Genomic DNA, 22,951 nt, shown 5'->3' with positions numbered 1-22,951 from the left:
CTATGGTGAGTGCATGGTTATGGCACCAGCCGAGGACGTCGGGCCGTTCGGCGACGGCGCGTGCGCCGGGAACCGGATTGCTGAGGCCGACCGCGGGATCGAGCGCTACCTGGACCGGCTCTGCCCGCCCGCCCCCGGCGGACTGGCCGTGTGGCTCCCGGACGGGCACGGCGGCGGTCTGTCGGCCGACACCGCGCACGCCCTCGACCGCCGCCTGCACCAGGCCCTCGCCGAGCCCGTGCGGCACATGGTGGACGCGGGCGGGCAACGGTGGCGTCCCACCCTGCTGATGCGGGTCGTCGACCTGCTCGGCGGCGACGGCGACCGCTTCGGCGTCCTCGCGGCCGCCCTGGAACTCGCCCACACCGGCTCCCTGGTCGTCGACGACATCCAGGACGGATCGACGATGCGCCGCGCCAAACCGGCCGCACACGCGGTGTACGGCCTGCCCGCCGCCCTGAACGCGGGCACCTGCGCCTACTTCGCCTTCGACCGGGCCATCGGCCTGTGCGCCGCCGACGACCCGGCGCTGCAGGGCCGGATGCGCGAAGCCCTGCTCGCGGCCCTGCGGGCGGCCCACGCCGGACAGGCCCTCGACATCCAGGGCCACCACCCCGAGCTGGACCGGGCCCTGGCCGCCGGCGACAACGGCCCGCTGCTGGAGCTGGTGCTCGCCACCCACCGGCTGAAGTCCGGTGCCCTGGTGGGGGCGTGCTGCCAGATCGCCGCGATCGCCGCCGACGTCGGCCCGGCCCTGAACCGGGCACTGCTGGACTGGGGGTCCGCGATCGGCACCGCCTACCAGATCGCCGACGACGTCGCCGACCTGCGCGGCGTCACGGGCGAGGACGGCACCCTCACGAAGCACGTCGCCGAGGACCTGCGCAACGCCAAGGTGACCCTGCCACTGGCCCACGCCGTCACCCTGCTCCCCCGCCCCACCGCCGAGGCCCTGTGGACCACGATCCGCGACGGCGACGCGGCCGAAGCCGACATCCACGAAGCCCGCCACACCCTGCTGGCGTGCGGCGCCGTCGATGCGAGCGAACGCGACGCCGACCGGCTGTGCGCCGACGCCTGGCGGGCACTCGAACCCCTGCTGCCACCCGGCCCGGACACCGCCCGCCTCCACGCCATCGGCCGCGGCGCCGTACGCGCCCGCCGGATCGCCTGACCCGGCTCCTGCTGTCGCCCGTACGGACGTGGGGCGCCTGTGAGAACGTCAGGACGTTCCGGAATCCGCGGTCAGCGCCGTCAACAGGGGTGCCAGGAAGCGCTGTTCGAGCCTGCCCGGTGGCAGCCGCTCGGGTTCGACGTAGCTCTGCGCCAGGCCGCCCTCGCGGATCGCGATCAGCAGGCGGGCGACTTCGTCGGGGTCCGCGGTGAGGGTGCGTCCGGCCCGGGCCAGGTGGTCGGTGAGGGCACGGGCGAGTTGGGCGCGCAGCCGGGCGTCGTGCTGGGCGAGCACCCAGGCGGCCTGGGGGTCGCGGATGGCGTGCAGGGTGAACTCGGTGGTGACCAGGTACCAGTCGCGTTCGGCCGGTTCGACCTCGCAGAGGACGTCGACCAGGGCCTGCACGGTGAGGTCCTCGGTGGTGATGGAGTCGACCAGTTCGGTCATCCGCCGGACGATCCGGTCGCTGTGCGCGTCGAACAGCGCGAGGAACAGTTCCTCCTTGCTGCTGAAGTTGGAGTAGAACGCGCCTCGGGTGTAGCCGGCCCGCTCACAGATCTGCTCGATGGTGGCGGCGCGGAACCCGTGCGCGGCGAAGGTCTCCAGTGCGGCCTGGAGCAGTGCCGCACGGGTGCGCGGGCGTCGCTTGGTCTCACCCTTGGGCATCGGTGGCGTCCCGGTTCGGTCGGATGGCGGCCGGTCGGATCCAGCGGTTCCGGCAGATCTGTCAGTTCCATCAGACCGGTCGGCTTCATCGGATCCATTGGCGTATCGGATACATCATTGTATCTTCTGGGCCATGAGCACCCCACCGCCTTCCGGCGCGGGCAACCCGCTGCCCGCCGCGCTCGCCGCCGCCGTCGGACCGCTGCCCGCCGGAGTCACCCTGCCGCTGCCGCCGAGCTTCGATTCGGTGGCGGACGAGCGCCGCTACCGCAAGGAACAACTCGCCGCCGGCTTCCGGCTGTTCGGCCGGTTCGGCTTCTCCGAGGGGGTGGCCGGGCACATCACCGTGCGCGACCCGGAGCACCCCGACCGCTTCTGGGTGAACCCGTTCGGGATGCCCTTCGGCATGATCAAGGCCTCGGACCTGATCCTCGTCGACCACGAGGGCACCCTGCTGCACGGCAACCGGCCGGTGAACCGCGCCGCGTTCGTGATCCACTCCCAGGTGCACGCGGCCCGCCCGGACGCGATCGCGGCCGCCCACGCGCACTCGCTGCACGGGAAGGCCTTCTCCAGCCTCGGCATCACGCTCGACCCGCTCACCCAGGACGCCTGCGCGTTCTTCGAGGACCACGGGCTGTACAGCGACTACCGCGGTGTGGTGAACGAGGTCGACGAGGGCAAGCGGATCGCGGCCGCGCTCGGCGCGCACAAGGCGGTGATCCTGCAGAACCACGGACTGCTGACGGTCGGCCGGTCGGTCGCCGAGGCGGTCTGGTGGTTCGTCACGATGGAACGCTCCTGCCAGGCCCAGCTGCTCGCCATGGCGGCCGGGACGCCCAAGCACATCGACCGGGAGACGGCGCTGATCACCCGCGGGCAGATCGGCAGCCACCTGGCCGGCTGGTTCCAGGCGCAGCCGCTCTTCGAGCAGATCGGCGCGACCGACCCGGACCTGGTCGACTGACCCCGCCTCGCCCCCGTCTCCCATCCCCCGAACCCGTCTCCCATCCCCCGAACCGCCGGCTGCCAGAAGGACGCTACGAGTGAGCAAGGAACCACGGATCGCGGTCTTCGGCGCCGGCAGCATCGGCTGCCACCTCGGGGGCATGCTGGCCGGCGCGGCAAACGTCACGCTGATCGGCCGGCCGGCCGCGATGGCCGCCGTCGAACGGGACGGGCTGACGCTGACCGGCCCCGGCCACGCACGGCGGGAGGTGCGCGAGCTGACCGTCGCCACCGACGCGGCCGCCGCCGCGACGGCGGACTACGTGCTGGTGACCGTCAAGTCCGCCGACACCCGCGCGGCGGCGCGCGAGCTGGCCGGGCGGCTGGCCGCCCACGCGGTCGTGATCAGCTTCCAGAACGGCCTGCACAACCCCGAGGAGCTGCGGGCGGAGCTGCCGGGCCACCGGGTGCTCGCCGGGATGGTCCCGTACAACGTGCTGCGCAGCGGTCCGGCCGCCGTCCACCAGGGCAGCGGGGGTGCGCTCATGGTCGAGGACGCCCCGGCGGCCCACCGGTTCGCAGCGGCGGCCCGGGCCGGCGGGCTGAGTCTGGCGCTGCGCGCGGACATGCCCGCCGTGCAGGCCACGAAGCTGCTGATGAACCTGAACAACGCGGTGAACGCCCTGTCCGGACTGCCGCTGCGCGAGGAGCTCGGCGCCCGGGCGTACCGCGCCTGCCTGGCCCGGTGCCAGCGGGAGGCGCTCGCCGCGTTCCGGGCGGCCGGGATCACGCCCGCCCGGCTCGGCCCGGTGCCACCGCGCTGGATGCCCCGGGTGCTCGGGCTGCCCGACGCGCTCTTCCGGCGGGTGGCCGCCGCCAGTCTGCGGATCGACGCCCGGGCCCGCTCGTCCATGTGGGAGGACCTGCAGCGCGGCCGTCCGACCGAGATCGATTCACTGCAGGGCGAGGTGATCGCGCTCGCCGCGCGGAACGGCCTGGCGGCACCGGCCAACGCCCGGCTGGCCGCGCTGGTCCGCGAGGCCGAGCGGGCCGGTCCGGGCGGCGCGCGGCGGTGGTCGGGCCCGGAACTGCTGGCGGCACTCGACCCCGGGGATGCTTGACAAGCTCAACCTTTCAGGCCTAGCGTCGCCACCGTTATTTCATGCGATGAACCATTGGGGCGCGCAAGCCCTCCCAAGGCGCCGCGAGGCCCGCACTCCCCGGAGACACGTTCATGACCCCGCACGACCACAGCACGGCCGTCAGCGCCGAGACCACCCGCTTCGTCGCCGCCGTCCGGCACGCCGACCCGTCGCTCCCGGTGCCCAGCTGCCCCGGCTGGACCCTCGCCGACCTCGTCCGCCACGCCGGCAGCGTGCAGCGCTGGTTCACCGTCCTGCTCCGGCAGCGGATCCAGGAGCCGCCGCGCAGCCGCGACGTCGACCTGCAGCTGCCCGAACGGGCGGAGGACTACCCGGCCTGGCTGGCCGAGGCCGCCGAGCAGGCCGCCCAGGCGTTCGCCGAGACCGACCTCGACGCGCCGATGTGGGCCTGGGGCGCCGACCAGCACGCCCGGTTCTGGGTCCGCCGGATGCTGTTCGAGACCCTCGTCCACCGCGTCGACGCCGAACTCGCGCTCGGCCTCACCCCGGACATCGACCCGGCCCTCGCCGCCGACGGCGTGGCCGAGTTCCTCACCAACCTGCCCTTCGCCGCGATCTTCGCGCCCAAGACCGCCGAGCTGCGCGCCGACGACCGGACCGTCCGCTTCGCCAGCACCGACGGCGAGGGCGACTGGCTGGTCCGGCTGCGCCCCGACGGCTTCGCCCTCGCCCCGGAGGCCGCGGACCCGGCTGCCGCGGACGCGACCGCCGACGCCACCGTCCGGGCCACCGCCGCCGACCTGCTGCTCATGCTCTACGGCCGGCTCGACCGCAGCGCCGACCGCGTCGACGTGTCCGGCGACGACGCGCTGCTGGCCCACTGGTTCGCCAACTCCGCCTTCTGACATCCACGAAAGCACCCCGGCCGGCCAACGAGGCGTCCGCCGAACAGGCGACGCGTGACTCGCGACGGGCGTCAGTGGACACGGACGTGGTACGCGGCGAGGCGTGACCGGACCCGGTTCTCCGGGTCCGGTCCCACGGACGTCGGGTGGATCAGGCCGTCGCGGCGAGGGTGCCGTCGAAGGTGGCGGCCGCGAGGCCGAAGGACAGGGTCATCCCGATGCCCGAGGTGACCGAGATGGCGCGGACTCCCAGTGCCAGGTCGCGCACCAGCAGGGGGCCGCGGGGGCTGCTGGCGTAGACGCCCTGCCAGCGTTCGAGGATCCGCAGACGTTCCACGCCCAGGACCCGGGCGACCGCGCCGGTCAGCAGTTCGTGGGTGTGCTCGTCGATGAACGGCGGGGTGGTGGCGTCGTAGTGGTGCGAGTCGCCGAGCAGCACCGTGCCGTCCGGGAGGCGGGCGAACATCACGTTGGCACCGATCTCGAGCAGTTCGGCGCTGTGCCCCTGGACCTCCTCCCGCAGCCGGGCGGCGGACGCGCGGGTGGTGAAGGCGTCGTAGCGGAGCATCGACGTGGCCGTCAGCACCGCGGAGTCGGTGCGGAAGCCGGCCGGGGCGGCGGCCCGCGCCATGGTGAGGCGGCAGCGCTGGATCTCGTGGTCCTCGGCGATGTCGGGGAACAGGTAGTCCAGGTCGTGGCCGACGCAGATCAGGATCCGGTCGCCGTGGACCGGGCCGCGTGTGGTGTGGACCGTCCCTGGTTCGACGCCGGTGACGGCGGTGCCCCACAGGACCCGGCCGCGCGGCTGTTCGGCCACCCAGCGGGCCAGGCCGGGCGCCGCCTCGCGCGGGTTCACCCGCAGGTCGGCGGGCAGGAGCGCGCCGCCGGCCAGGTCGCCCGCGTCGCCGTCCGCGCGCCCGAGCAGCGACGCCGTCTGTGCGGCGGTGCGCAGTTCGACGGCGTCGCCGCCGCGCTCGGCGCGCAGTTCCTCCAGCACGGCCGCCTCGGTCGCCGACCGGGCCACCACCAGGGTGCCGGCCTCCGCGGCCCAGATCCCGGCGGCCTCGGCGGCGCGCAGCCAGCCTGGCCGGGAGCGCTGGGCGAGGGCGAGCAGGTCGCCGTCCTGGGCGCTGATGCAGCAGTGGCCGAAGTTGCGGACCGAGGCGCCGACGGGCTGCCGGTCGCGGTCGACGACGGTGACGGACAGCCCGCTGCTCAGTGCCTCGAAGGCGTGGGCGAGGCCGATGATGCCGGCGCCGACGATGACCACGTCGCTGCGGCCGGGTGTGCCGGGCGTGCGCGGACGGGAGGCGGCGGAGGCGGGTGTGGGTGCTGTGCTGCTGCTCATGGCTCCAGATTCCGGGCTCGGCGACCCCAACGTCAAGAGGTGTCTATACAAGTTACCGTCCGTTCATCCGGTCGACGAACACCGGAGGGGAACGGTTGACCTGGGAAACGCCCAGATGGGCCCACCTTGAGAAGTCCCGCCGCCGAGTGTCATAGTCGACTTGTGAAGACAAGTGAGGACCCCCCTCTCCACCAACGACTCGGCGCCGAGTTCCAGCGCCGCATCGAGTCCGGCGAGTGGCCCGAGGGCCGACCGGTGCCCAGCGAGTCGCAGCTCTGCGCCGAGTTCGGCACCTCCCGCGGCCCGGTCCGCCAAGCCCTCGCCATGCTGCGCCACGAGGGCAGCCTGACCGGCGGACGCGGGAAGCCGCCCGTCGCCCGCCGCACGGCGCCCTCCCAGCCGTTCGGCACCTTCCTGTCCTTCACCCAGTGGGCCCGCAGCATCGGCCGCGAGCCCGGGCAGACGACCGTCGAGGTGGCCCGCCGCCGTGCGTCCCCGGAGGCGGCGGCCCGGCTCGGCCTCGCCGAGGGCGCGCCGGTCGTCGAACTCGTCCGGCTGCGGCTGCTGGACGACGTCCCGGCCATGCTGGAGCGCTCCACCTTCGTCCACGAGGTCGGCCGCATCCTCTTCGACTTCGACCCGGACACCGGGTCCGTCTACGAGGAACTGCTGCGCCGCGACGTCGACCTGCACCACGCCCGGCACACCATCGACGCCGTCGCCGCCGAGCCGCACGACGCCGAACTCCTCCGGGTCGCCGTCGGCGACCCGCTGCTGCGCGTGCGGCGGCTCACGACGTCGAGCCGGGGCGTGCCGCTGGAGGACGCCGACGACCGCTACCTGCCCGCCATGGCCACCTTCACCATCGAGAACACCGTCGAAGGCCGTACCGTCATCGGCCGCTACCGCACCGAAGAGGACTGACACCGTGATCGAGCTCGCTGCCCTGGACATGGCCGGTACCACCATCAACGAGGCCGGTGCCGTCTACCGGGCGCTGCGCACCGCCGTCGAACGGACCGGCGTGGCCGTCTCCGAGGCCGACCTGCAGACCTGGATGGGCACCGACAAGCGCGAGGCCATCGCCGCCCTGGTCCGTCTCGGCGGTGGCACCCCGACCCCCGAGCTCGTCGAGGACGGCTACGCGGCCTTCGCGGCGTTCCTGCGCGAGGCCTACCGGGCCACTCCCCCGCAGGCCATCCCCGGCGTCGAGGCCACCCTGGCCGAGCTGCGCCGACGCGGCATCAAGGTGGCCCTGACCACCGGCTTCAGCGACGACGTGGCGTACCCGCTGCTGGAGTCGCTCGGCTGGTCGGTCGGCGAGGGCGGCAACCTCGACGCGGTCGTCACCTCGGACGAGGTCCCGCGCGGGCGCCCGGCGCCGCACATGATCCACCGGGCGATGGAGAAGACCGGGGTCATCGACACCCGCCGGGTGCTGGCCGCCGGCGACACCGTCGTGGACGTCGAGGCCGGCGCCAACGCCGGGGCCGGCGTGGTCATCGGCGTGCTGACCGGGGAGCTCACCCTCGGCGACTTCGAGGGACACCCGCACACCTACGTGCTGGACAGCGTCGCCGACATCCCCTCGCTCCCCGAGGCCCGGCCCACGGCCTGACCCCACCGCCACGACCACCGTACGAGCCGCCGGGGGCACCTCCGCCCCGGCGGCTCGTACGCGCGTCCGCCGTCCCGGGCCCGGCCGTGGCGCTACGCCTGCAGCAGCGCCTGGTAGGCGTGCAGCGGCGCGTCGTCGTCCAGCGGGGCGATCGCGGCGACGTAGCCGTCCGGGCGGACCATGATCCGGCCGCCGTTCGGCAGGCCGTAGCGGGCGGCCGTGTGGCCGTCGGGGTCCTGGAACACGGCGTCGTAGCCCGTCGCGGCGGTGGCGGCGGCACCGACCAGCAGTTGACGCACCGTCACGCCGCTCACCGGTGCGGGTGCCGAGCCGTTGACCGCCACGGTGAGCAGTACGTGCGCGTGCGCTTCGGCGAGCGCCGCGCGCAGCTCCGGGCCGGCCGCGGGGAGGTGGTCGCCGGCGTGCAGTTCGCCGCTGCCCCGGCCCCGGACGACGATCGGGCTCTTCCGGTACGCGACCGCGGTCTCCTCGGTGCGGTCGGCCATCGCCTGGCGGACCGGGGCGAGGCCGGTGAGCAGGTGCATCCCCTTGTTGCGCAGCTTCTGCGCGATCGGGTTGGCGAGGGTGGCGACCCGGGTGAGCGTGCCGGCGAACTGGATCACCTGGGCTCCGACCGGGTGGCGCTCCGCGTGGTAGCTGTCCAGCAGGGCCGGGCCGGCCTGGCCGGTGCTGACGAGGGCGAGCTTCCAGGCGAGGTTGTGGGCGTCCTGGATGCCGGTGTTCATGCCCTGGCCGCCGGCCGGGCTGTGTACGTGCGCCGCGTCGCCGACCAGCAGGACCCGGCCGACCCGGTACTCGGGCACCTGGGCGTGGTGCACTTCGAAAACGGTGAGCCAGCGGGAGTCGCGGATGCGGATCGGGCGCTCGGCGCGCTCGTCCACCACTTGCTGCAGCCACTCCTGGGTGGCGGTGCGCTCCTCGTCCGTGGGGATGTTCGCGATCAGTCGCAGCCGGTCGCCCTCCATGGGGAAGACCAGCAGCGGGCCGTCGTGCGGCGAGAAGAAGGTGTACATGCTGTGCGGGTCGAGGTCGTGGTCGGCGTTCACGTCGCCCATCAGGAACTTCTCGCCCTTGAACTTCCCGGCCAGGGCACTGCCGACCAGTTTGCGTGCCTGGCTGTGCCCGCCGTCGGCGCCCACCAGCCAGCCGGTGCCGGCCGTCTCCTGGCGCCCGTCGGCGTGCTCCAGCACCACCTGGACACCGTGCTCGTCCTGCGTGAGACCGGTCAGGGTCACCTCGCGCTCGACGGTGACGCCGTGCTCGGCGAGCGCCTTGGTGAGGATGCGCTCGGTCTCGGTCTGCGCGATGGTCACCGAGTACGGGAACGGGCTGTCCACCAGGTCGAGTGCGATCCGGGCGACCACCTCGCCGTCCGCGTGCATCTCCATCCCGGTGGTCCGGACGCCGGCCCGGATCAGCACGTCCACCAGGCCCAGCCGCTCGAACATCTCCAGGCTGCGGGCGTGCACGATGATGGCGCGCGATTCCGTGGTGGGCTCCGCCAGCCGGTCCACGATCCGCACCGGCACCCTCCGCCTGGCCAGCTCCAACGCAGCGGTCAGCCCCACCGGGCCCGCACCTACGACGATGATCGGGTCGCTCATCAGTAGTCCTCAGGTTCGTGCCGACGGCGGATGGACCGGACGGATCGTCAGCCGCGTTGCCTGTCAGCTTGATCGGCGGGAAGCTTATCGATCACCCGTGCGATTTCCATCCCATTTCCACGTACTCGTCGGGGAACGCCACGCGGCGATCCGTTCCGCGGTCTCGGACGCCAGGCCTTACGGATCGCTGACACCGTCCCGTCGCGACGGCCCGGCGGGCAGATCGCCCGGTAGCGTCCCAGGTCATGAGGATTCTGGTCACCGGCGGCGCCGGGTTCATCGGTTCGACGGTCGTGCGCGCTCTGGTCGCCACGGGCCACGAGGTCCGGGTGCTGGACGCACTGCTGCCCGCCGTCCACCCTTCGGGGTCGGCTCCCGGCCTGCCGGCCGGCGTCGACTTCCGGCACGGCGACGTACGGGACGCGGCAGCGGTGGAGCGCGCCCTGGCCGGGGTGGACGCGGTCTGCCACCAGGCGGCGATGGTCGGTCTCGGGCTCGACCTCGACGACGCACCCGCGTACGCCGGCTGCAACGACCTCGGCACGGCGGTGCTCCTGTCCGCGATGGCGCGCGCGGGAGTGCGGAACCTGGTCCTGGCCGGATCGATGGTGGTCTACGGCGAGGGCCGGTACGCGTGTCCGGAGCACGGGACCGTGGCGCCCGGTCCACGGCGCCCGGAGGATCTCGACGCGGGCCGGTTCGAGCCGCCGTGCCCGGCGTGCGGGGCCCCGCTCCGGCCGGGCCTGGTGGCGGAGGACGCACCGGGTGATCCCCGTAACGTGTACGCCGCGACCAAGCTCGCCCAGGAGCACCTGGCCGCCGCCTGGGCCCGCGCCTGCGGCGGATCCGTCCGGACGCTGCGCTACCACAACGTCTACGGCCCGGGCATGCCGCGCGACACCCCGTACGCCGGGGTGGCCTCGCTGTTCCGCTCCGCGCTCGCCCGTGGTGAGGCTCCCCGGGTGTTCGAGGACGGCGGCCAGCGCCGGGACTTCGTCCACGTCGACGACGTCGCGGCGGCGAACCTCGCCGCCCTGGAGGACGTCCGCGGCGGGCTGCCGGGCCGCGCCCGGGCGTACAACGTGGGCAGTGGGGAGGTGCGCACCATCGGCGAGATGGCCGAGGCGCTGGCCGACGCCCACGGCGGACCGGCGCCGGTGGTGACCGGCGAGTACCGGCTCGGGGACGTCCGGCACATCACCGCCGACTCCTCCCGGCTGCGGGCGGAGCTGGGCTGGCGAGCCCGGGTGCCGTTCCGTGCGGGGATGGCCGAGTTCGCCGCCGCGGCCCTGCGGACCTGACTACCCGGGCGCCGCCGGGAGCGCGATCTCGAAGCAGCAGCCTCCGGCGACGTTGTGCACCCTGGCCCGGCCGGAGTGGGCCTCGACGATGCCGCGGACGATGGCCAGGCCGAGCCCGGCCCCGCTGTCCCCGCCCTCTCCGGGATCGCGCCGTGGCGTCCGGGCGGCGCTGCCGCGCCAGCCGGTCTCGAACACGCGGGAGAGGTCCTGTTCCGGGATTCCTCCGCAGCCGTCGGTGACCGAGAGGACGACCTCGTCCACCTCCCGGCGGGCCGAGACCGCCACGACGCCGTCCTCGGGCGTCGAGCGGATCGCGTTGACGAGGAGGTTGCCCAGCACCCGGGTGATCTCGCGGCTGTCCACCTCGACCGGCTCGGCGGCGACCTGGCGGCCCTCCAGCCGGACGCCGCGCCGGCGGGCCAGGGGGTGGGCGCCGGCCAGTGCGTCGTCGACCAGGTCGTAGACGGACACCCGGGACACCGACAGGGACAGCGCGCCGGCCTGGATGCGGGAGAGTTCGAAGAGGTCGTCGACCATCCCGGTGAGCCGCTCCACCTCGGTGCGGATCCGCGTGAGGTACTGCTCCGGCTCGTCGGCCACTCCGTCCTCCAGGGCTTCGGCCATGGCGCGCAGCCCGGCGAGCGGGGTACGCAGGTCGTGGGAGATCCAGGCGATCAGCTCGCGCCGCGAGGCGTCCAGCGCCCGTGCCCGGGCCCGGGACTCGGCGAGCCGGGCGCTGGTCGCGGCGAGTTCCTCACTGAGCTGGGCCAGTTCGAGCCCGAGCGGGTGGTCCGGCGCGGTGAAGCCGGCGTCGCTCCCGACCGTGCGGGCGGCCGCGGTCAGGGCGCGGCTGCCCGCCACCACCTGGCGTCCGAGCAGCGCGGCCGTGAGCAGCGAGACCACGGACGCCATGCCGAGGACGGTTATCACCACCCCAAGGTCGTGCCCGGACAGGAACATCGCCTGGGCGACGGCGAACGTCCCGGAGGTGACGGCGAGGACGGTGACGACGGCCACGCAGAAGAGCGAGAGCGCCACCGAGCGCCGGCGCAGCAGCCGCACGGCCAGCCAGCCGAGCAGGCCGGCGCCGGTGGCGCCGAGCCCCGCGAACAGGGCGATCAGCAGCAGGTCCTTCACGCCGGGCCGTCCGTCTCGTCCGTCTGGTCAGCCTTGTCCGTCTTGTCGGCCATGGGGTCGTAGCGGTATCCGACGCCCCAGACCGTGGTGATCAGTGTCGGTGCGGCGGGATCGTCCTCGACCTTCTCGCGCAGCCGGCGGACGTGGACGGTGACGGTGGACAGGTCGCCGAAGTCCCAGCCCCAGACCCGCTGCATCAGCTCCTGCCGGGTGAAGACCGTCCGGGGGTTCCGGAGGAGGAAGGCGAGCAGGTCGAACTCCCGCAGGGTGAGCAGGAGTTCACGCCCCCTGCGGTCGGCTCGGCGGGCCCGCGGGTCGAGCGTGATGTCCCCGGACACCATCCGCACGGGAGACGGCGCCGGGGAAGCCCCGGCGCGGGAGCGGCGCAGCACGGACTGGACGCGCAGGACGAGTTCCCGCGGGCTGAAGGGCTTGGTGACGTAGTCGTCGGCGCCCAGTTCCAGGCCGAGGATGCGGTCGGCCTCGTCGCCCTTGGCAGTGAGCATGATCACCGGGAGGCCGGCGCCGTCCTCGGTCGCGCGCAGCCTGCGCAGGATCTCCAGCCCGTCGATCCCGGGGAGCATGAGGTCCAGGACCAGGAGGTCGGGCCGGTGGGCGCGGGCCAGGTCCAGGCCTCGGTCGCCGTCGCAGGCCCGGTCGACGTGGTGGCCGGCCCGGGTGAGGTAGCCGGCGACGACCTCGCCCACGGTGAGGTCGTCGTCGATCACCAGGATGCGGGCGGGGTCCGGTGGGCCGGCGGAGGCGGGGCTGTCGTTCACGTCGCCGAGGATACGAGGCGTGGCCGCCGTGGGGTGCCCCACCCTGGTCGACGTTCGTGTTCCGTAAGATCGCGGCTCCGGCCGCACGCCGGTCCCTCCGCCGGCGAGCTGACGTAGGACTTCCGTAAGGGCGCGGTTCGGCCGCCACCGACCCACCCGCCCCTAGCGTGGCCGACGTGACCTCTCCGACTCCCCCGTTGCCGGGTGCCGATGCGACCTCTCCGACTCCCCCGTCGCCGGGTGCCGATCTGATCCTGCCGTGCCTGGACGAGGCCGAGGCCCTGCCTTGGGTGCTGCGGCGCGTCCCCCCGGGCTGGCGGGCGATCGTCGTCGACAACGGCTCCCGCGACGGCTCGGCCGAGCTGGCGCGCTCGCTGGGCGCGACCGTCGTCGAGGAACCGCGACGCGGCTTCGGCGCCGCGTGCCACGCCGGGCTGCTCGCCGCCACCGCCGAGCTCGTCTGCTTCATGGACTGCGACGGCTCGCTGGATCCCGCCCAGCTGCCGCGGGTCGCCGCTCCCGTCCTCGCCGGCTCCGCGGACCTGGTGCTGGGCCGACGCCGCCCCGCGACCGCCGGGGCGTGGCCGCCGCACGCCCGCCTGGCCAACGCGTTCCTGGCGCGCCGGCTGCGGGCGAGGACGGGAGCGCCGCTGCACGACCTCGGGCCGATGCGGGCCGCCCGCCGTGACCGGCTGCTGGCCCTGGGCCTGGGCGACCGCCGCTCCGGCTACCCCCTGGAGATGGTGCTCGCCGCGTCGGCGGCCGGGATGCGGATCGCCGAGACGCCCGTCGACTACCTGCCCCGCGCGGGTCGCTCCAAGGTCACCGGAACCGTGCGCGGCACCCGGCAGGCCGTCCGCGACATGCGGGCCGTCCTGGCCGCACCGGCCCCGACCCTGCTGGTGATCGCCAAATCGCCGGTCCCGGGCCGGGTCAAGACCCGCCTCACCCCGCCCTGCACACCCGAGCAGGCGGCGGCGCTGGCCGAGGCCGCCCTCACCGACACCCTCACCGCCCTCTCCCGGATGCCGGCCGGACAGCGGCTGCTCGTCCTGGACGGCGCCGTCGGCGCCTGGCTCCCACCCGGCTGGCAGGTCGTGCCGCAGGCGGACGGCGGACTGGACGCCCGGCTCGCGGCGGCCTTCGCGGCGGCCGCCGGCCTCGCCCCGGACGCGCCCGCCCTGCTGGTCGGCATGGACACCCCGCAGCTGGACGCCGCCCTCCTCGCCGAGTCCCTGTCACCCGCCCGGCGCACCGGCGTCGACGCCTGGTACGGCCCGGCCGGCGACGGCGGGTTCTGGGCGCTCGGGCTGGCCAGGCCCACCGAGCGGCTGGCCCGGCGGCTGCTCCTGGGCGTGCCGATGTCCACGCCGGACACCGGACGGGCCCTGCTCGACCGGCTGGCGGCGGAGGATCTGACGATCAGCCACCTCCCGGTGGTCACCGACGTGGACACCATCCGGGATGCGCGTCACGTCGCCGCAGAGGCTCCGGACGGCAGGTTCGCGGCCTGCCTCCGATCGATCGGGACCGCCCGGGAGGTGGCGGAGTGACCGTCGCGTCGGAGGCGTGGGTGGACGACCCGTTCGCCGAGGCCGTCCGCGCCGGCCGGGGCCCGTTGTGGCTGCGGGGCGAGGACGGCCGCCGGATCCCGCTCGACGTCGAACGCTGGTGCGCACCGGCCGCCGGAGCGGATCACGGGCTGCTGCTGCGCTGCACCCGGCTGGCCGCGCCGGTGGTGGACCTCGGCTGCGGCCCCGGCCGCCTGGTCGCGGCCCTGCTGGGCCTGGGCGTGCCGGCGCTGGGTGTCGACGTCACCGGAGCCGCGGTGGCCCGGACCAGGAGCCTCGGCGGGCCGGCCCTGCGCCGGTCGGTGTTCGACCGGCTTCCCGCGGAGGGCCGCTGGGGTGGCGCGCTGCTCGCCGACGGCAACCTCGGCATCGGCGGCGACCCGGGGCTGCTGCTGGGCCGCAGCGCCGAGATCCTCGCTCCGGGTGCCGTACTGCTGGTCGAGGTGGAGCCGGCGGAGGTCGACGAACGGATCACCGTTCGGGTCGAGGGCGCCGACGGGCGGGTCGGGCCGCCGTTCGCCTGGGCCCGCTGTGGTGCGACGGCCACCGCCCGGCGCGCCGACCGAGCCGGGCTCGTCGAGACCGAGCGCTGGTCCTCGCACGGCCGGCACTTCCTCGCCTTCCGGAAGGCGGCCCGTCCCCGCTGACGAGGCGTATTTCCGTCACTCCTCGGCGCCCACCGCCACGGCCGCCCGTCCCGTGCGGCGCCGGCGCAGCAGCGGGACCAGGAGGACGACGCACAGCGCCGTTCCGTACGAGAGCTGCTGCGCCTCCTGGCCTCCCGTCAGGTAGAGCGCCTGCCCCGCGGCCGGGACGGCCAGCCACTCCCAGCGGCCGTCGAGTGCGACCATGGCGACCACGAGCAGCCCGTACCACGGGTAGGAGGGCGCGACGAGCAGCAGCGCCGTGCCCGTCACCAGCAGCGCCCCGGCCCACGGCCGGCTCGGGTCGCCCCGGCGCAGGACCCCGACCACCACCACCGCGAGGACCACGGCCGCCGCCCAGGGCAGGAGGCGGTCGGGCAGCACCAGCCGCAGCAGTCCGAACCGGTCGATGTGCCCCTGCTCGTAGCCCTCCTCCCGCAGGTAGCCCGGCAGGTAGCCCAGGACGGAGGTGCCCGAGGCCACCACGTACGGCAGGTAGGACAGCGCGAAGGCACCGAGCGCGGATCCGAGGAGCAGGACGTCGTTGCGGGTCGGACGCCGGGCGAGCAGACCCGACAACGCACCCGGGAGGGCGAGGGCCGGCAGCAGCTTGGCCGCGACCGCGCCGCCCAGGAGGAGCCCGCCGCGGACGGCTCGGCCCCGCACCTCTCGGGCCCGCACCGCGCAGCCCAGCCCGGCGACCGTGAGCAGCACACCGAGCGTGTCCACGTGCGCGTCGTTGACGGCCCACACCGTCACGCCCGGGAACCACCCCCACAGCGCGGCCCGCCACTTCTCCCGGCCCACCGTCAGCAGGAGTCCGGTGGTCGCCACCGCCAGTACCGCCCCGCCGGCCTGTACCCCGCGGATCCCGCCGCCGAACGGAAGCACCGCGACGAACCACGCCTGCGCCACCGGCGGGTAGACGGTGTGCACGGCCGGCCGGTTGATCCGGGTGCAGTCCCCTGCCGTGGTGAGTCGCTCGTCCCAGCCCGCGCACCCGTCTCCCACCGGGAAGAGTCCCGGATCGCGCAACCGCGCCAGCGCCGGATCGTCCGGGGTGTGGGCGTACGGCGAGATCCCGGCCGCCTGCACCCGACCGTCCCAGACGTAACGGTAGGCGTCGTCGCTGGTGCGCGGCGGGGCGAGCAGCCCGACGGCGGCCACGGCGGCGGAGCCGGCCAGGACCAGCGGCACGACCTGCCCGCCGGGCACCTCGCGCAGCAGCAGCACCGCGACGACGAAGAGGGCGGCGTCGAGGACGTACCAGCCGGGGAGCGGGAGGGCACCGGCGCGGGCGACGGTCAACGCGAGGGCGGTCACCAGGGCGGCGAGAGCGAGGAGGCAGGGCAGGACGGTACGGGAGGTCACGCCGCCCACCCTCCCACCGGCCCGCCTCCCCGGCCCCGCCGGCGAGGCCGCCGTTCGGAATCCGTAAGCACGTCGGAGCTCCGGCGGGACGTGCCGAGGCGCTTCGATGGGCGGATGGAAACCGAACCCGCCGACTCCGGCGCTCCCGCCCCCCGCCGCCGCCACGACCCGCCGCTGCCCGCTCCCCCGGCGTTCCTGCGTCGCGGGCCGTTCCGGCAGGGGGCTTTCACCTCAGCCCTGCACGAGCCGCGGACCGTGGTCGTCATCGGCCGCTGGCTGGGCGCGGCCCTCCTGGTCTGCTTTCTGACCGGCCTGACCAGCCATCTGCTCCAGGACCCGCCCGGCTGGCTCGCACCGCACCTGCCCGCACGGCCGGTGAACGGCTACCGGGTCACCCAGGGCCTGCACGTGATCAGCGGCCTGGCCGCGATCCCGCTGGCCGGCGCGAAGCTCTGGGCGGTCTACCCCCGGCTGTTCGAGTGGCCGCCGGCGCGCAGCGTGCTGCACGCCCTGGAGCGGCTCGGCATCGCACTCCTCGTGGCGGCCGTCCTGCTGGAGCTGTTCACCGGCCTGCTGAACACCCTTCAGTGGTACCCGTGGCCGTTCCCGTTCCGGCAGACCCACTTCTGGCTGGGCTGGCTGGCCACCGGCGGACTGCTGGTCCACCTGGCCGTCAAGGCGCCGCTCATCGGCGCGCACTGGTGGCGCCGGGCCGCTCCGGTCCTGGCGCAGCGCCGCGCGTTCCTCACGACGACCACCGCCGCCGTCGGTGCCGTCACCCTCGTCACCGCGGGACAGAGCGTGCCCTGGCTGCGCGCCGTGGACCTGCTGGCCCCGCGCCGCCCCGACCTCGGTCCCCAGGGCCTGCCGGTGAACCGCACCGCCGCCCAGGCCGGAACGGTCACGGTGCCCGCCGACTGGCGGCTCCGGGTGGACGGGCCCCGGCCGTACCAGCTCACCCTCCCCGAACTCGCCGAACTCCCGCAGCACTCGGTCGAGTTGCCCATCTCCTGCGTGGAGGGCTGGAGCGCCGTGGCCCGGTGGACGGGGGTCCGGCTCTCCGAACTGGTGCGGCGGGCCGGAGCCCCGCCCGGCTCGGCGGTACGGGTCACCTCGCTGGAGGCCGAGGGGCCGTACCGGGTGATGGAGATGCCCGCACCGTACGTCGACGATCCGCTCAGCCTGCTCGCCCTGCGGGTCAACGGCGAAGTCCTGGCAGCGGACCACGGATTCCCCGCCCGCGTCATCGCGCCGAACCGGCCCGGCGTCCTGCAGACCAAGTGGGTCACGCGCATCGAGGTGATCGCATGACCGCCGGGCTCCGGGCTCTGCTCCTGGCCGCCGGCCTCGCCGTGATCGGCTACGGCCTGTACGGGCTGCTCGGCGACCCGTACATCACCGACCCGGTGGAGGTCCTGGTCTGGGCGTTCGGCGGGCTGGTGATCCACGACGGGCTGTGGGTGCCGCTGGTGTGCCTGCTCGGCTCGTCCCTGGTGCGCGGGCCCGTGCTGCGCGGCTGGCTGGTCGTCGCGGCGGCCGTCACCGCCGTCGGCCTGCCGGCCGTCCTGCGCGCCGACGACGACCACGGCAACCCGTCGGTGCTGCCACTGCCCTACCTGCGCAACTGGCTGCTGGTGCTGGCCGCCACCGCCGGTGTCGCGCTGCTGGTCGCGCTCGCCGGACGGTGGCGGCACCGGGACCGGGCCGCCGGGCGCCGGAACCGGGCCGCCAGACACCGGGACCGGGCCGTCAGGCGCCGGTCACCCCGGGAAGACCCGTCGTGAGACCGTCCAGGGCGTGACCGCAGGGGCACTCGCGCACCGCCGGCAGCCGCTCCAGTGCCTTGAACAGCACGGTGCGCAGCCGGTCGACGTTGCGGGCGAAGACCTTCAGCACCTCGGCGTGGGTGACGCCCTCCCCGCTCTCCACCCCTGCGTCGAGGTCCGTGACCAGGGCCACCGAGGTGTAGCAGAGCCCGAGTTCACGGGCCAGCACCGCCTCGGGGTGGCCGGTCATGCCGACCACCGACCAGCCGTTGGCGGTGAACCAGCGGGATTCGGCGCGGGTGGAGAACCGCGGCCCCTCGATCACCACCAGGGTGCCGCCGTCCACCGGCTCCCAGGCCGCGTCGCGGGCCGCGTCCATCGCCGCGTGCCGCCCGGCCGGGCAGTACGGGTCGGCCATCGACACGTGCACCACCCCGGGGACGGTGCCGTCCGGCAGCGGCAGCCCGTCGTAGAAGGTCTGCACCCGCCCCGACGTCCGGTCGACGAACTGGTCCGGCACCAGCAGCGTGCCCGGCCCGTACTCCGGCCGCAGCCCGCCCACCGCACACGGCGCCAGCACCTGCCGCACGCCCAGACTGTGCAGCGCCCACAGGTTCGCCCGGTAGTTGATGCGGTGCGGCGGCAGCCCGTGGCCGCGCCCGTGCCGGGGCAGGAACGCGACCCGGCGCCCGGCCACCTCCCCCACGAACAGCGCGTCGCTCGGCGCCCCGTACGGGGTGTCCACCCGCAGCTCGGTCACGTCGTCCAGCAGCGCGTACAGCCCGGAGCCACCGATCACGCCCACCTCGGCGCTCGGCAGGACGTCCTGGTCGACCGTCATCGCAGTCCACCTCTCTTCTCGGGAACAAGCTCCCGGCAACTGTAGGAACGGACGGCGACGGAACCGGCGCGCCGGGCCTTACGAATCGTGAACGTCCCCACGCCGTGCGCGCGACACGGAGGCCCGGCCGGGCCGTCACCCCGGGAGAGCCCTGCCCACCGCACGCACGAAGCGGGGAGTTCGAACGGCGGCGGCACGTCGGTTCACGCTCTCTGGCGGGGAGTCGGGCGCGCTGATCAACGACGCCCGCCGCACCCGGTCACCCCGCCCGAGGGGCCACGGCCCCGGGCGGGCCGCCCACGCGGGACCCCCGGGAGGGAGCCCCGCGTGCGGCTTCGGTACCGGTCGGGTCGCGGTCAGTTGCCGCCGTGGATCAGACGCAGCGAGAAGCTGTCGTCAGTGGGCAGGGACGGCGTGCGGATCTGCGTCACCCCGGTCGCGGCGTCGTAGTACCAGCCCGAGCCGGCCGCGTCGAGTGCGGCCGCCGAGTCGAGCCGGGGCAGCGGGCCGTCGTCGGTGACCACCAGGCGCGGGGCGGGGCGGCCGTGCACGGTGAAGCGGTAGCCCCGCTCGGCCGGCTTGCCGGCGTAACTGCCCTCGCTGGCACCGACGTCGACGGTGGTGACGGCCCGGTTGGTGTGCACGTCGACCTGCTGGGTGGCCGAGGACCCGGCGGTGAACTGCCGGGTGACGCCGTCGTCCTCGTACAGGGTGTAGGAGGAGTCGCCGTTCGCCTGCGGGTAGAGGTCGTAGTCGAGTTCGGAGCGGTCCCGGTTCTCCCAGGAGAGTGTGCCCTTGGGCCACATCGGCACGATCGCACCGCCGCGGACGAACAGCGGCAGGGTGTCGAGCGGGGCGGAGTAGCCGTTGACGGTGGTCGGGCCCTGGTAGGTGCGACCGGTCCAGTAGTCGGTCCAGGTGCCCTCGGGCAGGTAGATGCCGTCGCGCACGCTGGTGTCCGAGTAGACCGGTGCGACCAGGAAGTCGGGCCCGGCCAGGAACTCGTACTTCGCGTTCGGCCCGAGGGCGTCGGTGTCGTGCGGGTACTCCAGGGCGAGCGGGCGGACCGCGCCGATGCCGGTGCGGGTGGCCTCCGCGGACAGGCCGTACATGTACGGCAGCAGCCGCTCCTTGAGCTGCAGGTACTTGCGGTTGATGGAGGTGTACGGCTCGCCGTCCAGCCAGGGCTGCTGGTCGCGCTGCTGCTTGCCCGTCATGTCCTTCGCCCAGCCGTCCATGGTCATGATCGCCGGGAGGAAGGCCTTCCACTGCAGGTCGCGGGTGTACATCTTCGGGTCGCGGCGGAAGATCGAGCCGACGTCGCCGGTGTCGTAGGCGATGCCGGACATGGTGGCGCCGGCGTAGGTCGGGATCTGCCAGCGGATGTAGTCCCAGGACAGGCTCTGGTCGCCGCTCCACAGGACGCCGCAGCGCTGCGCGCCGGCCCAGGAGACCGGCAGCCAGACGAAGCCGCGGGCGTCGCTGCTGTCCTCGATGCCGGCCTTGGCCTGGTCGCAGGCGTTCAGCGCGAAGTCGTAGCCGTTGCCGACCCAGGCCACGTCGAGCTTGCGCACCCGCACGCCGGCCTTCACCTCGGCGGCCTGGTCGGGCAGGCCGTTCTGGGTCCAGAGGCCGAGCTGGGCGTGGTCCTTGCGCAGGCCCTGGCCGGTTTGCGCGAGGTTCTCGTAGCCGCAGCCGTAGCCGTCGTTGACCAGCATCCAGCCCAGCGGCATCTGCTGCTGGACGTAGCCGTCGGCGACCTTCAGCGCGTCCAGGGTGTGGCGCTCGCCGCGGTTGGCGTTGTGCAGGTAGCAGTCGGAGTCGCCGGGCTCCAGGCCGTAGACGGGAGGCATGAAGGGCTTGCCGACCAGGGCGGTGTACCGGCCGATCACCGACTTGACGTCACCGGTGAAGTAGTAGGCGTCCAGGCGGCGTTCCTGCTGTCCCGTACGGACGGGCGAGCCGAAGTCGTAGATCCCGGGCGCGAAGGTGTTCCGGAGGACGCCGTAGCCGGCGGTGGAGACGTAGAACGGCTGGGAGTTGTTGTAGCCGCCCTCGTTCCAGTCGAAGCTGTTGGCGACGTGGATGGTCTGGTCGCGGTGCGAGAAGGAACCGTTCTGCTCGCCGCCGCCGAAGAACTGCTCGTCGGCGCCGCGCACCAGGCTCTGCCGCAGTCCGCTGGTGCTCCAGCGCAGCGGGGCGTCCTCCTGCCAGAGGGCGGTGCGGTCGTCGGCCTTGTACAGGCCGAACCGCAGGGGGTGCTTGTAGACCCGCAGCACCAGGCCCTTGGAGCGGATGCCGTAGTACGCGCCGGCGTCGAAGGTGCTGGTGTCGCGCTGGGGCTCGGGCTGCGTGCGGATGATCGTGCTGCCCGCCGGGTCGGTGAGGACGCCGTCCGGGGCGGCGCGCAGGCGCAGCTGGTCGTCGGCGAGGAAGTCGACCTTGGCCTTCAGCGTGCCGGCGGAGACGTCGTAGCTGCCCTGGGAGCCGCCGAAGGAGGTCAGGTCGCCCGCGTCGGCGGTCTGCGGCAGGTAGGCCGTGCCGGTGTACGAGCCGCCGTGGACGTCGTAGGGGACGACCAGGACGCGGTAGCTGCCCGAGGCCTTCGGGATCACCGTGGCCTCCGGGTCGGCGGTGCCCGCGCTGCCGGCCACCTGTTTGCCGGCGGCGTCGTAGATGTAGAGGTCGAAGTCGTCGGTGGGGTTCTGCCAGCGGACGGAGACCGGGACGCCGCCCTCCGGGTTGTCGTCCCAGTAGCCGGCCGGCACGTTCACGGTCAGGTCGAAGTGGTCGCAGACCGCGCCGCCCGGGTCCTGCGCGGCCGGCGGGCAGGAGGCGGGGTCGCCGAGGGTGCCCTTGGCGTACTGCGGGCTCTGCCAGGTGACGCTCTGGTGGCCCTGGTCGAGGACGGCGGAGCCGGGGGTCGCGGCCCGGGCGGGCAGGGCGGGCCCGGCCAGGGCGGTGATGCTGCTCAGGGCCACGGCGAGGGCGGCCCGGCGGAATCGGGGTCGGCGGAGTCGGAGCCGGGTCCGGGTCCGGGTCCGGTGGGGTTCGGGTCGTCGTAAGCGCACGGTGGTGCCTCCGGTCGAGAGCTGGGTGGCTGGCGGGCGAGGAGCAGCAGGCGGCGCCGGGGCGGGGCGGGTCCGGGGCGCGTTCTCAGTCGTGGTGGTCGCGCAGGACGACGGAGCGGGTGAGGTGGCGCGGCCGGTCCGGGTCGCAGCCGCGCGCGTCGGCGACCGCGACGGCCAGCCGCTGGGCCCGGACCAGGTCGGCCAGCGGGTCCAGGTCCGTCGCGGCGTCGCCGGACCCGGCGACGAGCAGGCCGCCGGCCCGGGCGATGTCCTCGGTGAGCCCGGCGGGCAGCGGGCCGAAGGCCCAGGCGACCCGGCCGGGCGCGGCGATGGCGATCGGCCCGTGCCGGTACTCCATGGCCGGGTACGCCTCGGTCCAGGCCCCGGCCGCCTCGCGCAGCTTCAGCCCGGCCTCCAGCGCCAGCCCGTACGTCCAGCCCCGGCCGAGGAAGGTGAACTGCTCGGCGCCGCTCACTGCGGCGGGCAGCGGCTCCGCGACGGCCCGTTCGGCGTCGCGCACCGCCCGGGCGAGCGGGCGCACTCCCGCCGCGAGCGCGCCGTCGGCCTCCAACTGGGCCCGGAGCAGGGCCAGTACGGTGGTCGCGAAGCGGGTCTGCACGACCGAGCGCTCGTCGGCGAAGTCCAGCACGGCGACGGTGTCGGCCAGTGCCATGACCGGCGTGCCCGGATCGGCGGTGAGGGCGCCGGTGGGCACCCCCGCCGTGCGGGCGCGGGCGAGCAGGTCCAGTACCTCGGTGGTGGTGCCGGAGCGGGAGATGGCGAGCACCCGGTCGTAGCCGCGCCCGTGGGGGAACTCCGAGGCGGCGAAGGCGTCCGTCTCGCCGTGGCCGCCGCTCTCGCGCAGCGCCGCGTAGGCCTGGGCCATGAACCAGGAGGTGCCGCACCCGGTGACGGCGACCCGCTCGCCCCGGCGGGGCAGGACGTCGGCGTACCGGGGCAGGGACGCGGCGGCGCGGCGCCAGCACGCGGGCTGGGAGGCGATCTCGGCGGCGGTGTGGGAGGTCATGCGGCGGCTCCTTCGGATGGGGGTGGCCGTACGGGTCGACCGGGCGGCAGCCGCCG

20 protein-coding genes and 1 pseudogene are annotated in these 22,951 nt (G+C 74.5%); 12 read left to right on the top strand and 9 right to left on the bottom strand.

What is annotated here, in order from left to right:
• Window positions 1–13 precede the first annotated feature (13 nt).
• Window positions 14–1,174 carry a polyprenyl synthetase family protein gene (locus ACZ52J_RS00365; RefSeq protein WP_465614799.1) on the top strand — a complete coding sequence of 387 codons (1,161 nt, stop codon included), beginning with the start codon at window positions 14–16 and terminating at the stop codon, window positions 1,172–1,174.
• Window positions 1,175–1,222: 48 nt separating this feature from the next.
• Here ACZ52J_RS00365 and ACZ52J_RS00360 read toward each other — a convergent pair whose 3' ends face one another.
• Complete coding sequence (locus tag ACZ52J_RS00360; protein ID WP_360501363.1) at window positions 1,223–1,840, bottom strand: TetR/AcrR family transcriptional regulator; 618 nt, start codon at window positions 1,838–1,840, stop codon at window positions 1,223–1,225.
• Window positions 1,841–1,973: 133 nt separating this feature from the next.
• On the opposite strand from ACZ52J_RS00360, the gene ACZ52J_RS00355 reads away from it, so the two are divergent.
• The 3 genes from ACZ52J_RS00355 to ACZ52J_RS00345 all read left to right on the top strand — a co-directional run bounded on the left by ACZ52J_RS00355 (window position 1,974) and on the right by ACZ52J_RS00345 (window position 4,796).
• The gene (locus tag ACZ52J_RS00355) at window positions 1,974–2,807 is read left to right on the top strand and encodes a class II aldolase/adducin family protein (protein ID WP_465614798.1); all 834 of its coding nucleotides are present in this window, start codon (window positions 1,974–1,976) and stop codon (window positions 2,805–2,807) included.
• A gap of 79 nt (window positions 2,808–2,886) precedes the next feature.
• Entirely contained in the window at window positions 2,887–3,909 is a 1,023-nt protein-coding gene (locus ACZ52J_RS00350) for a 2-dehydropantoate 2-reductase (protein WP_465614797.1), read from the top strand.
• 113 nt (window positions 3,910–4,022) lie between these two features.
• Window positions 4,023–4,796, top strand: coding sequence for a maleylpyruvate isomerase family mycothiol-dependent enzyme (locus ACZ52J_RS00345; protein ID WP_465614796.1), 774 nt, complete (start codon window positions 4,023–4,025; stop codon window positions 4,794–4,796).
• A 151-nt stretch (window positions 4,797–4,947) separates the two neighbouring features.
• On the opposite strand, the gene ACZ52J_RS00340 is transcribed toward ACZ52J_RS00345, so the two are convergent.
• On the bottom strand, window positions 4,948–6,144 hold the full coding sequence (locus ACZ52J_RS00340; protein ID WP_465614795.1) for a TIGR03364 family FAD-dependent oxidoreductase: 1,197 nt from the start codon (window positions 6,142–6,144) through the stop codon (window positions 4,948–4,950).
• Between the two features lie 162 nt (window positions 6,145–6,306).
• Here ACZ52J_RS00340 and ACZ52J_RS00335 point away from each other — a divergent pair, with 162 nt between their 5' ends.
• Both ACZ52J_RS00335 and ACZ52J_RS00330 read left to right on the top strand, forming a co-directional pair.
• Window positions 6,307–7,068 (top strand): GntR family transcriptional regulator, encoded by a 762-nt coding sequence (locus ACZ52J_RS00335; RefSeq protein ID WP_465614794.1) that lies wholly within the window; start codon window positions 6,307–6,309, stop codon window positions 7,066–7,068.
• A gap of 4 nt (window positions 7,069–7,072) precedes the next feature.
• Complete coding sequence (locus tag ACZ52J_RS00330; RefSeq protein WP_465614793.1) at window positions 7,073–7,762, top strand: phosphonatase-like hydrolase; 690 nt, start codon at window positions 7,073–7,075, stop codon at window positions 7,760–7,762.
• A gap of 92 nt (window positions 7,763–7,854) precedes the next feature.
• Here ACZ52J_RS00330 and ACZ52J_RS00325 read toward each other — a convergent pair whose 3' ends face one another.
• Window positions 7,855–9,387 (bottom strand): FAD-dependent monooxygenase, encoded by a 1,533-nt coding sequence (locus tag ACZ52J_RS00325; RefSeq protein ID WP_465614792.1) that lies wholly within the window; start codon window positions 9,385–9,387, stop codon window positions 7,855–7,857.
• A gap of 245 nt (window positions 9,388–9,632) precedes the next feature.
• Between ACZ52J_RS00325 and ACZ52J_RS00320 the strand changes: the two genes are divergently transcribed.
• Window positions 9,633–10,688: an NAD-dependent epimerase/dehydratase family protein gene (locus tag ACZ52J_RS00320; RefSeq protein ID WP_465614791.1), complete on the top strand. Its 1,056-nt coding sequence runs from the start codon at window positions 9,633–9,635 to the stop codon at window positions 10,686–10,688.
• Here the strand turns inward: ACZ52J_RS00320 and ACZ52J_RS00315 are convergent, their stop codons facing one another.
• Both ACZ52J_RS00315 and ACZ52J_RS00310 read right to left on the bottom strand, forming a co-directional pair.
• Window positions 10,689–11,825: a sensor histidine kinase gene (locus ACZ52J_RS00315; RefSeq protein ID WP_360501338.1), complete on the bottom strand. Its 1,137-nt coding sequence runs from the start codon at window positions 11,823–11,825 to the stop codon at window positions 10,689–10,691.
• A complete protein-coding gene (locus ACZ52J_RS00310; RefSeq protein ID WP_465614790.1) occupies window positions 11,822–12,604 on the bottom strand; it encodes a response regulator transcription factor in 783 nt (260 codons plus the stop codon). The genes ACZ52J_RS00315 and ACZ52J_RS00310 overlap by 4 nt, the downstream gene beginning before the upstream one ends.
• Before the next feature lie 197 nt (window positions 12,605–12,801).
• Here ACZ52J_RS00310 and ACZ52J_RS00305 point away from each other — a divergent pair.
• The 3 genes and pseudogenes from ACZ52J_RS00305 to ACZ52J_RS00295 all read left to right on the top strand — a co-directional run.
• Window positions 12,802–13,533: pseudogene (locus ACZ52J_RS00305) on the top strand (glycosyltransferase family 2 protein); the annotation flags it as partial.
• A gap of 96 nt (window positions 13,534–13,629) precedes the next feature.
• On the top strand, window positions 13,630–14,157 hold the full coding sequence (locus ACZ52J_RS00300; RefSeq protein ID WP_465615269.1) for a DUF2064 domain-containing protein: 528 nt from the start codon (window positions 13,630–13,632) through the stop codon (window positions 14,155–14,157).
• Window positions 14,154–14,822 (top strand): class I SAM-dependent methyltransferase, encoded by a 669-nt coding sequence (locus tag ACZ52J_RS00295; RefSeq protein WP_465614789.1) that lies wholly within the window; start codon window positions 14,154–14,156, stop codon window positions 14,820–14,822. The genes ACZ52J_RS00300 and ACZ52J_RS00295 overlap by 4 nt, the downstream gene beginning before the upstream one ends.
• Window positions 14,823–14,837: 15 nt before the next feature.
• On the opposite strand, the gene ACZ52J_RS00290 is transcribed toward ACZ52J_RS00295, so the two are convergent.
• On the bottom strand, window positions 14,838–16,190 hold the full coding sequence (locus ACZ52J_RS00290) for a glycosyltransferase 87 family protein (protein ID WP_465614788.1): 1,353 nt from the start codon (window positions 16,188–16,190) through the stop codon (window positions 14,838–14,840).
• Between the two features lie 114 nt (window positions 16,191–16,304).
• Between ACZ52J_RS00290 and ACZ52J_RS00285 the strand changes: the two genes are divergently transcribed.
• Window positions 16,305–17,501, top strand: coding sequence for a molybdopterin-dependent oxidoreductase (locus ACZ52J_RS00285; protein ID WP_465614787.1), 1,197 nt, complete (start codon window positions 16,305–16,307; stop codon window positions 17,499–17,501).
• Window positions 17,498–17,974, top strand: a complete 477-nt coding sequence (locus ACZ52J_RS00280; protein WP_465614786.1) for a hypothetical protein — start codon at window positions 17,498–17,500, stop codon at window positions 17,972–17,974. Before ACZ52J_RS00285 ends, ACZ52J_RS00280 begins: the two co-directional genes overlap by 4 nt.
• Here the strand turns inward: ACZ52J_RS00280 and ACZ52J_RS00275 are convergent.
• The 3 genes from ACZ52J_RS00275 to ACZ52J_RS00265 all read right to left on the bottom strand — a co-directional run bounded on the left by ACZ52J_RS00275 (window position 17,940) and on the right by ACZ52J_RS00265 (window position 22,895).
• Window positions 17,940–18,797 carry an S-methyl-5'-thioadenosine phosphorylase gene (locus ACZ52J_RS00275; protein ID WP_465614785.1) on the bottom strand — a complete coding sequence of 286 codons (858 nt, stop codon included), beginning with the start codon at window positions 18,795–18,797 and terminating at the stop codon, window positions 17,940–17,942. The two genes, ACZ52J_RS00280 and ACZ52J_RS00275, sit on opposite strands and share 35 nt — an antisense overlap.
• 356 nt (window positions 18,798–19,153) lie before the next feature.
• Complete coding sequence (locus ACZ52J_RS00270) at window positions 19,154–21,778, bottom strand: glycoside hydrolase family 31 protein (RefSeq protein WP_465614784.1); 2,625 nt, start codon at window positions 21,776–21,778, stop codon at window positions 19,154–19,156.
• Window positions 21,779–21,953: 175 nt separating this feature from the next.
• The gene (locus tag ACZ52J_RS00265; protein ID WP_465614783.1) at window positions 21,954–22,895 is read right to left on the bottom strand and encodes an SIS domain-containing protein; all 942 of its coding nucleotides are present in this window, start codon (window positions 22,893–22,895) and stop codon (window positions 21,954–21,956) included.
• Between the last annotated feature and the right edge of the window lie 56 nt (window positions 22,896–22,951).

The sequence above is a fragment of the Kitasatospora sp. NPDC034035 genome (assembly GCF_055575755.1).
The sequence above is the reverse complement of the archived record's forward strand: the minus strand, read 5'-3'. Positions and strand labels throughout refer to the sequence as shown.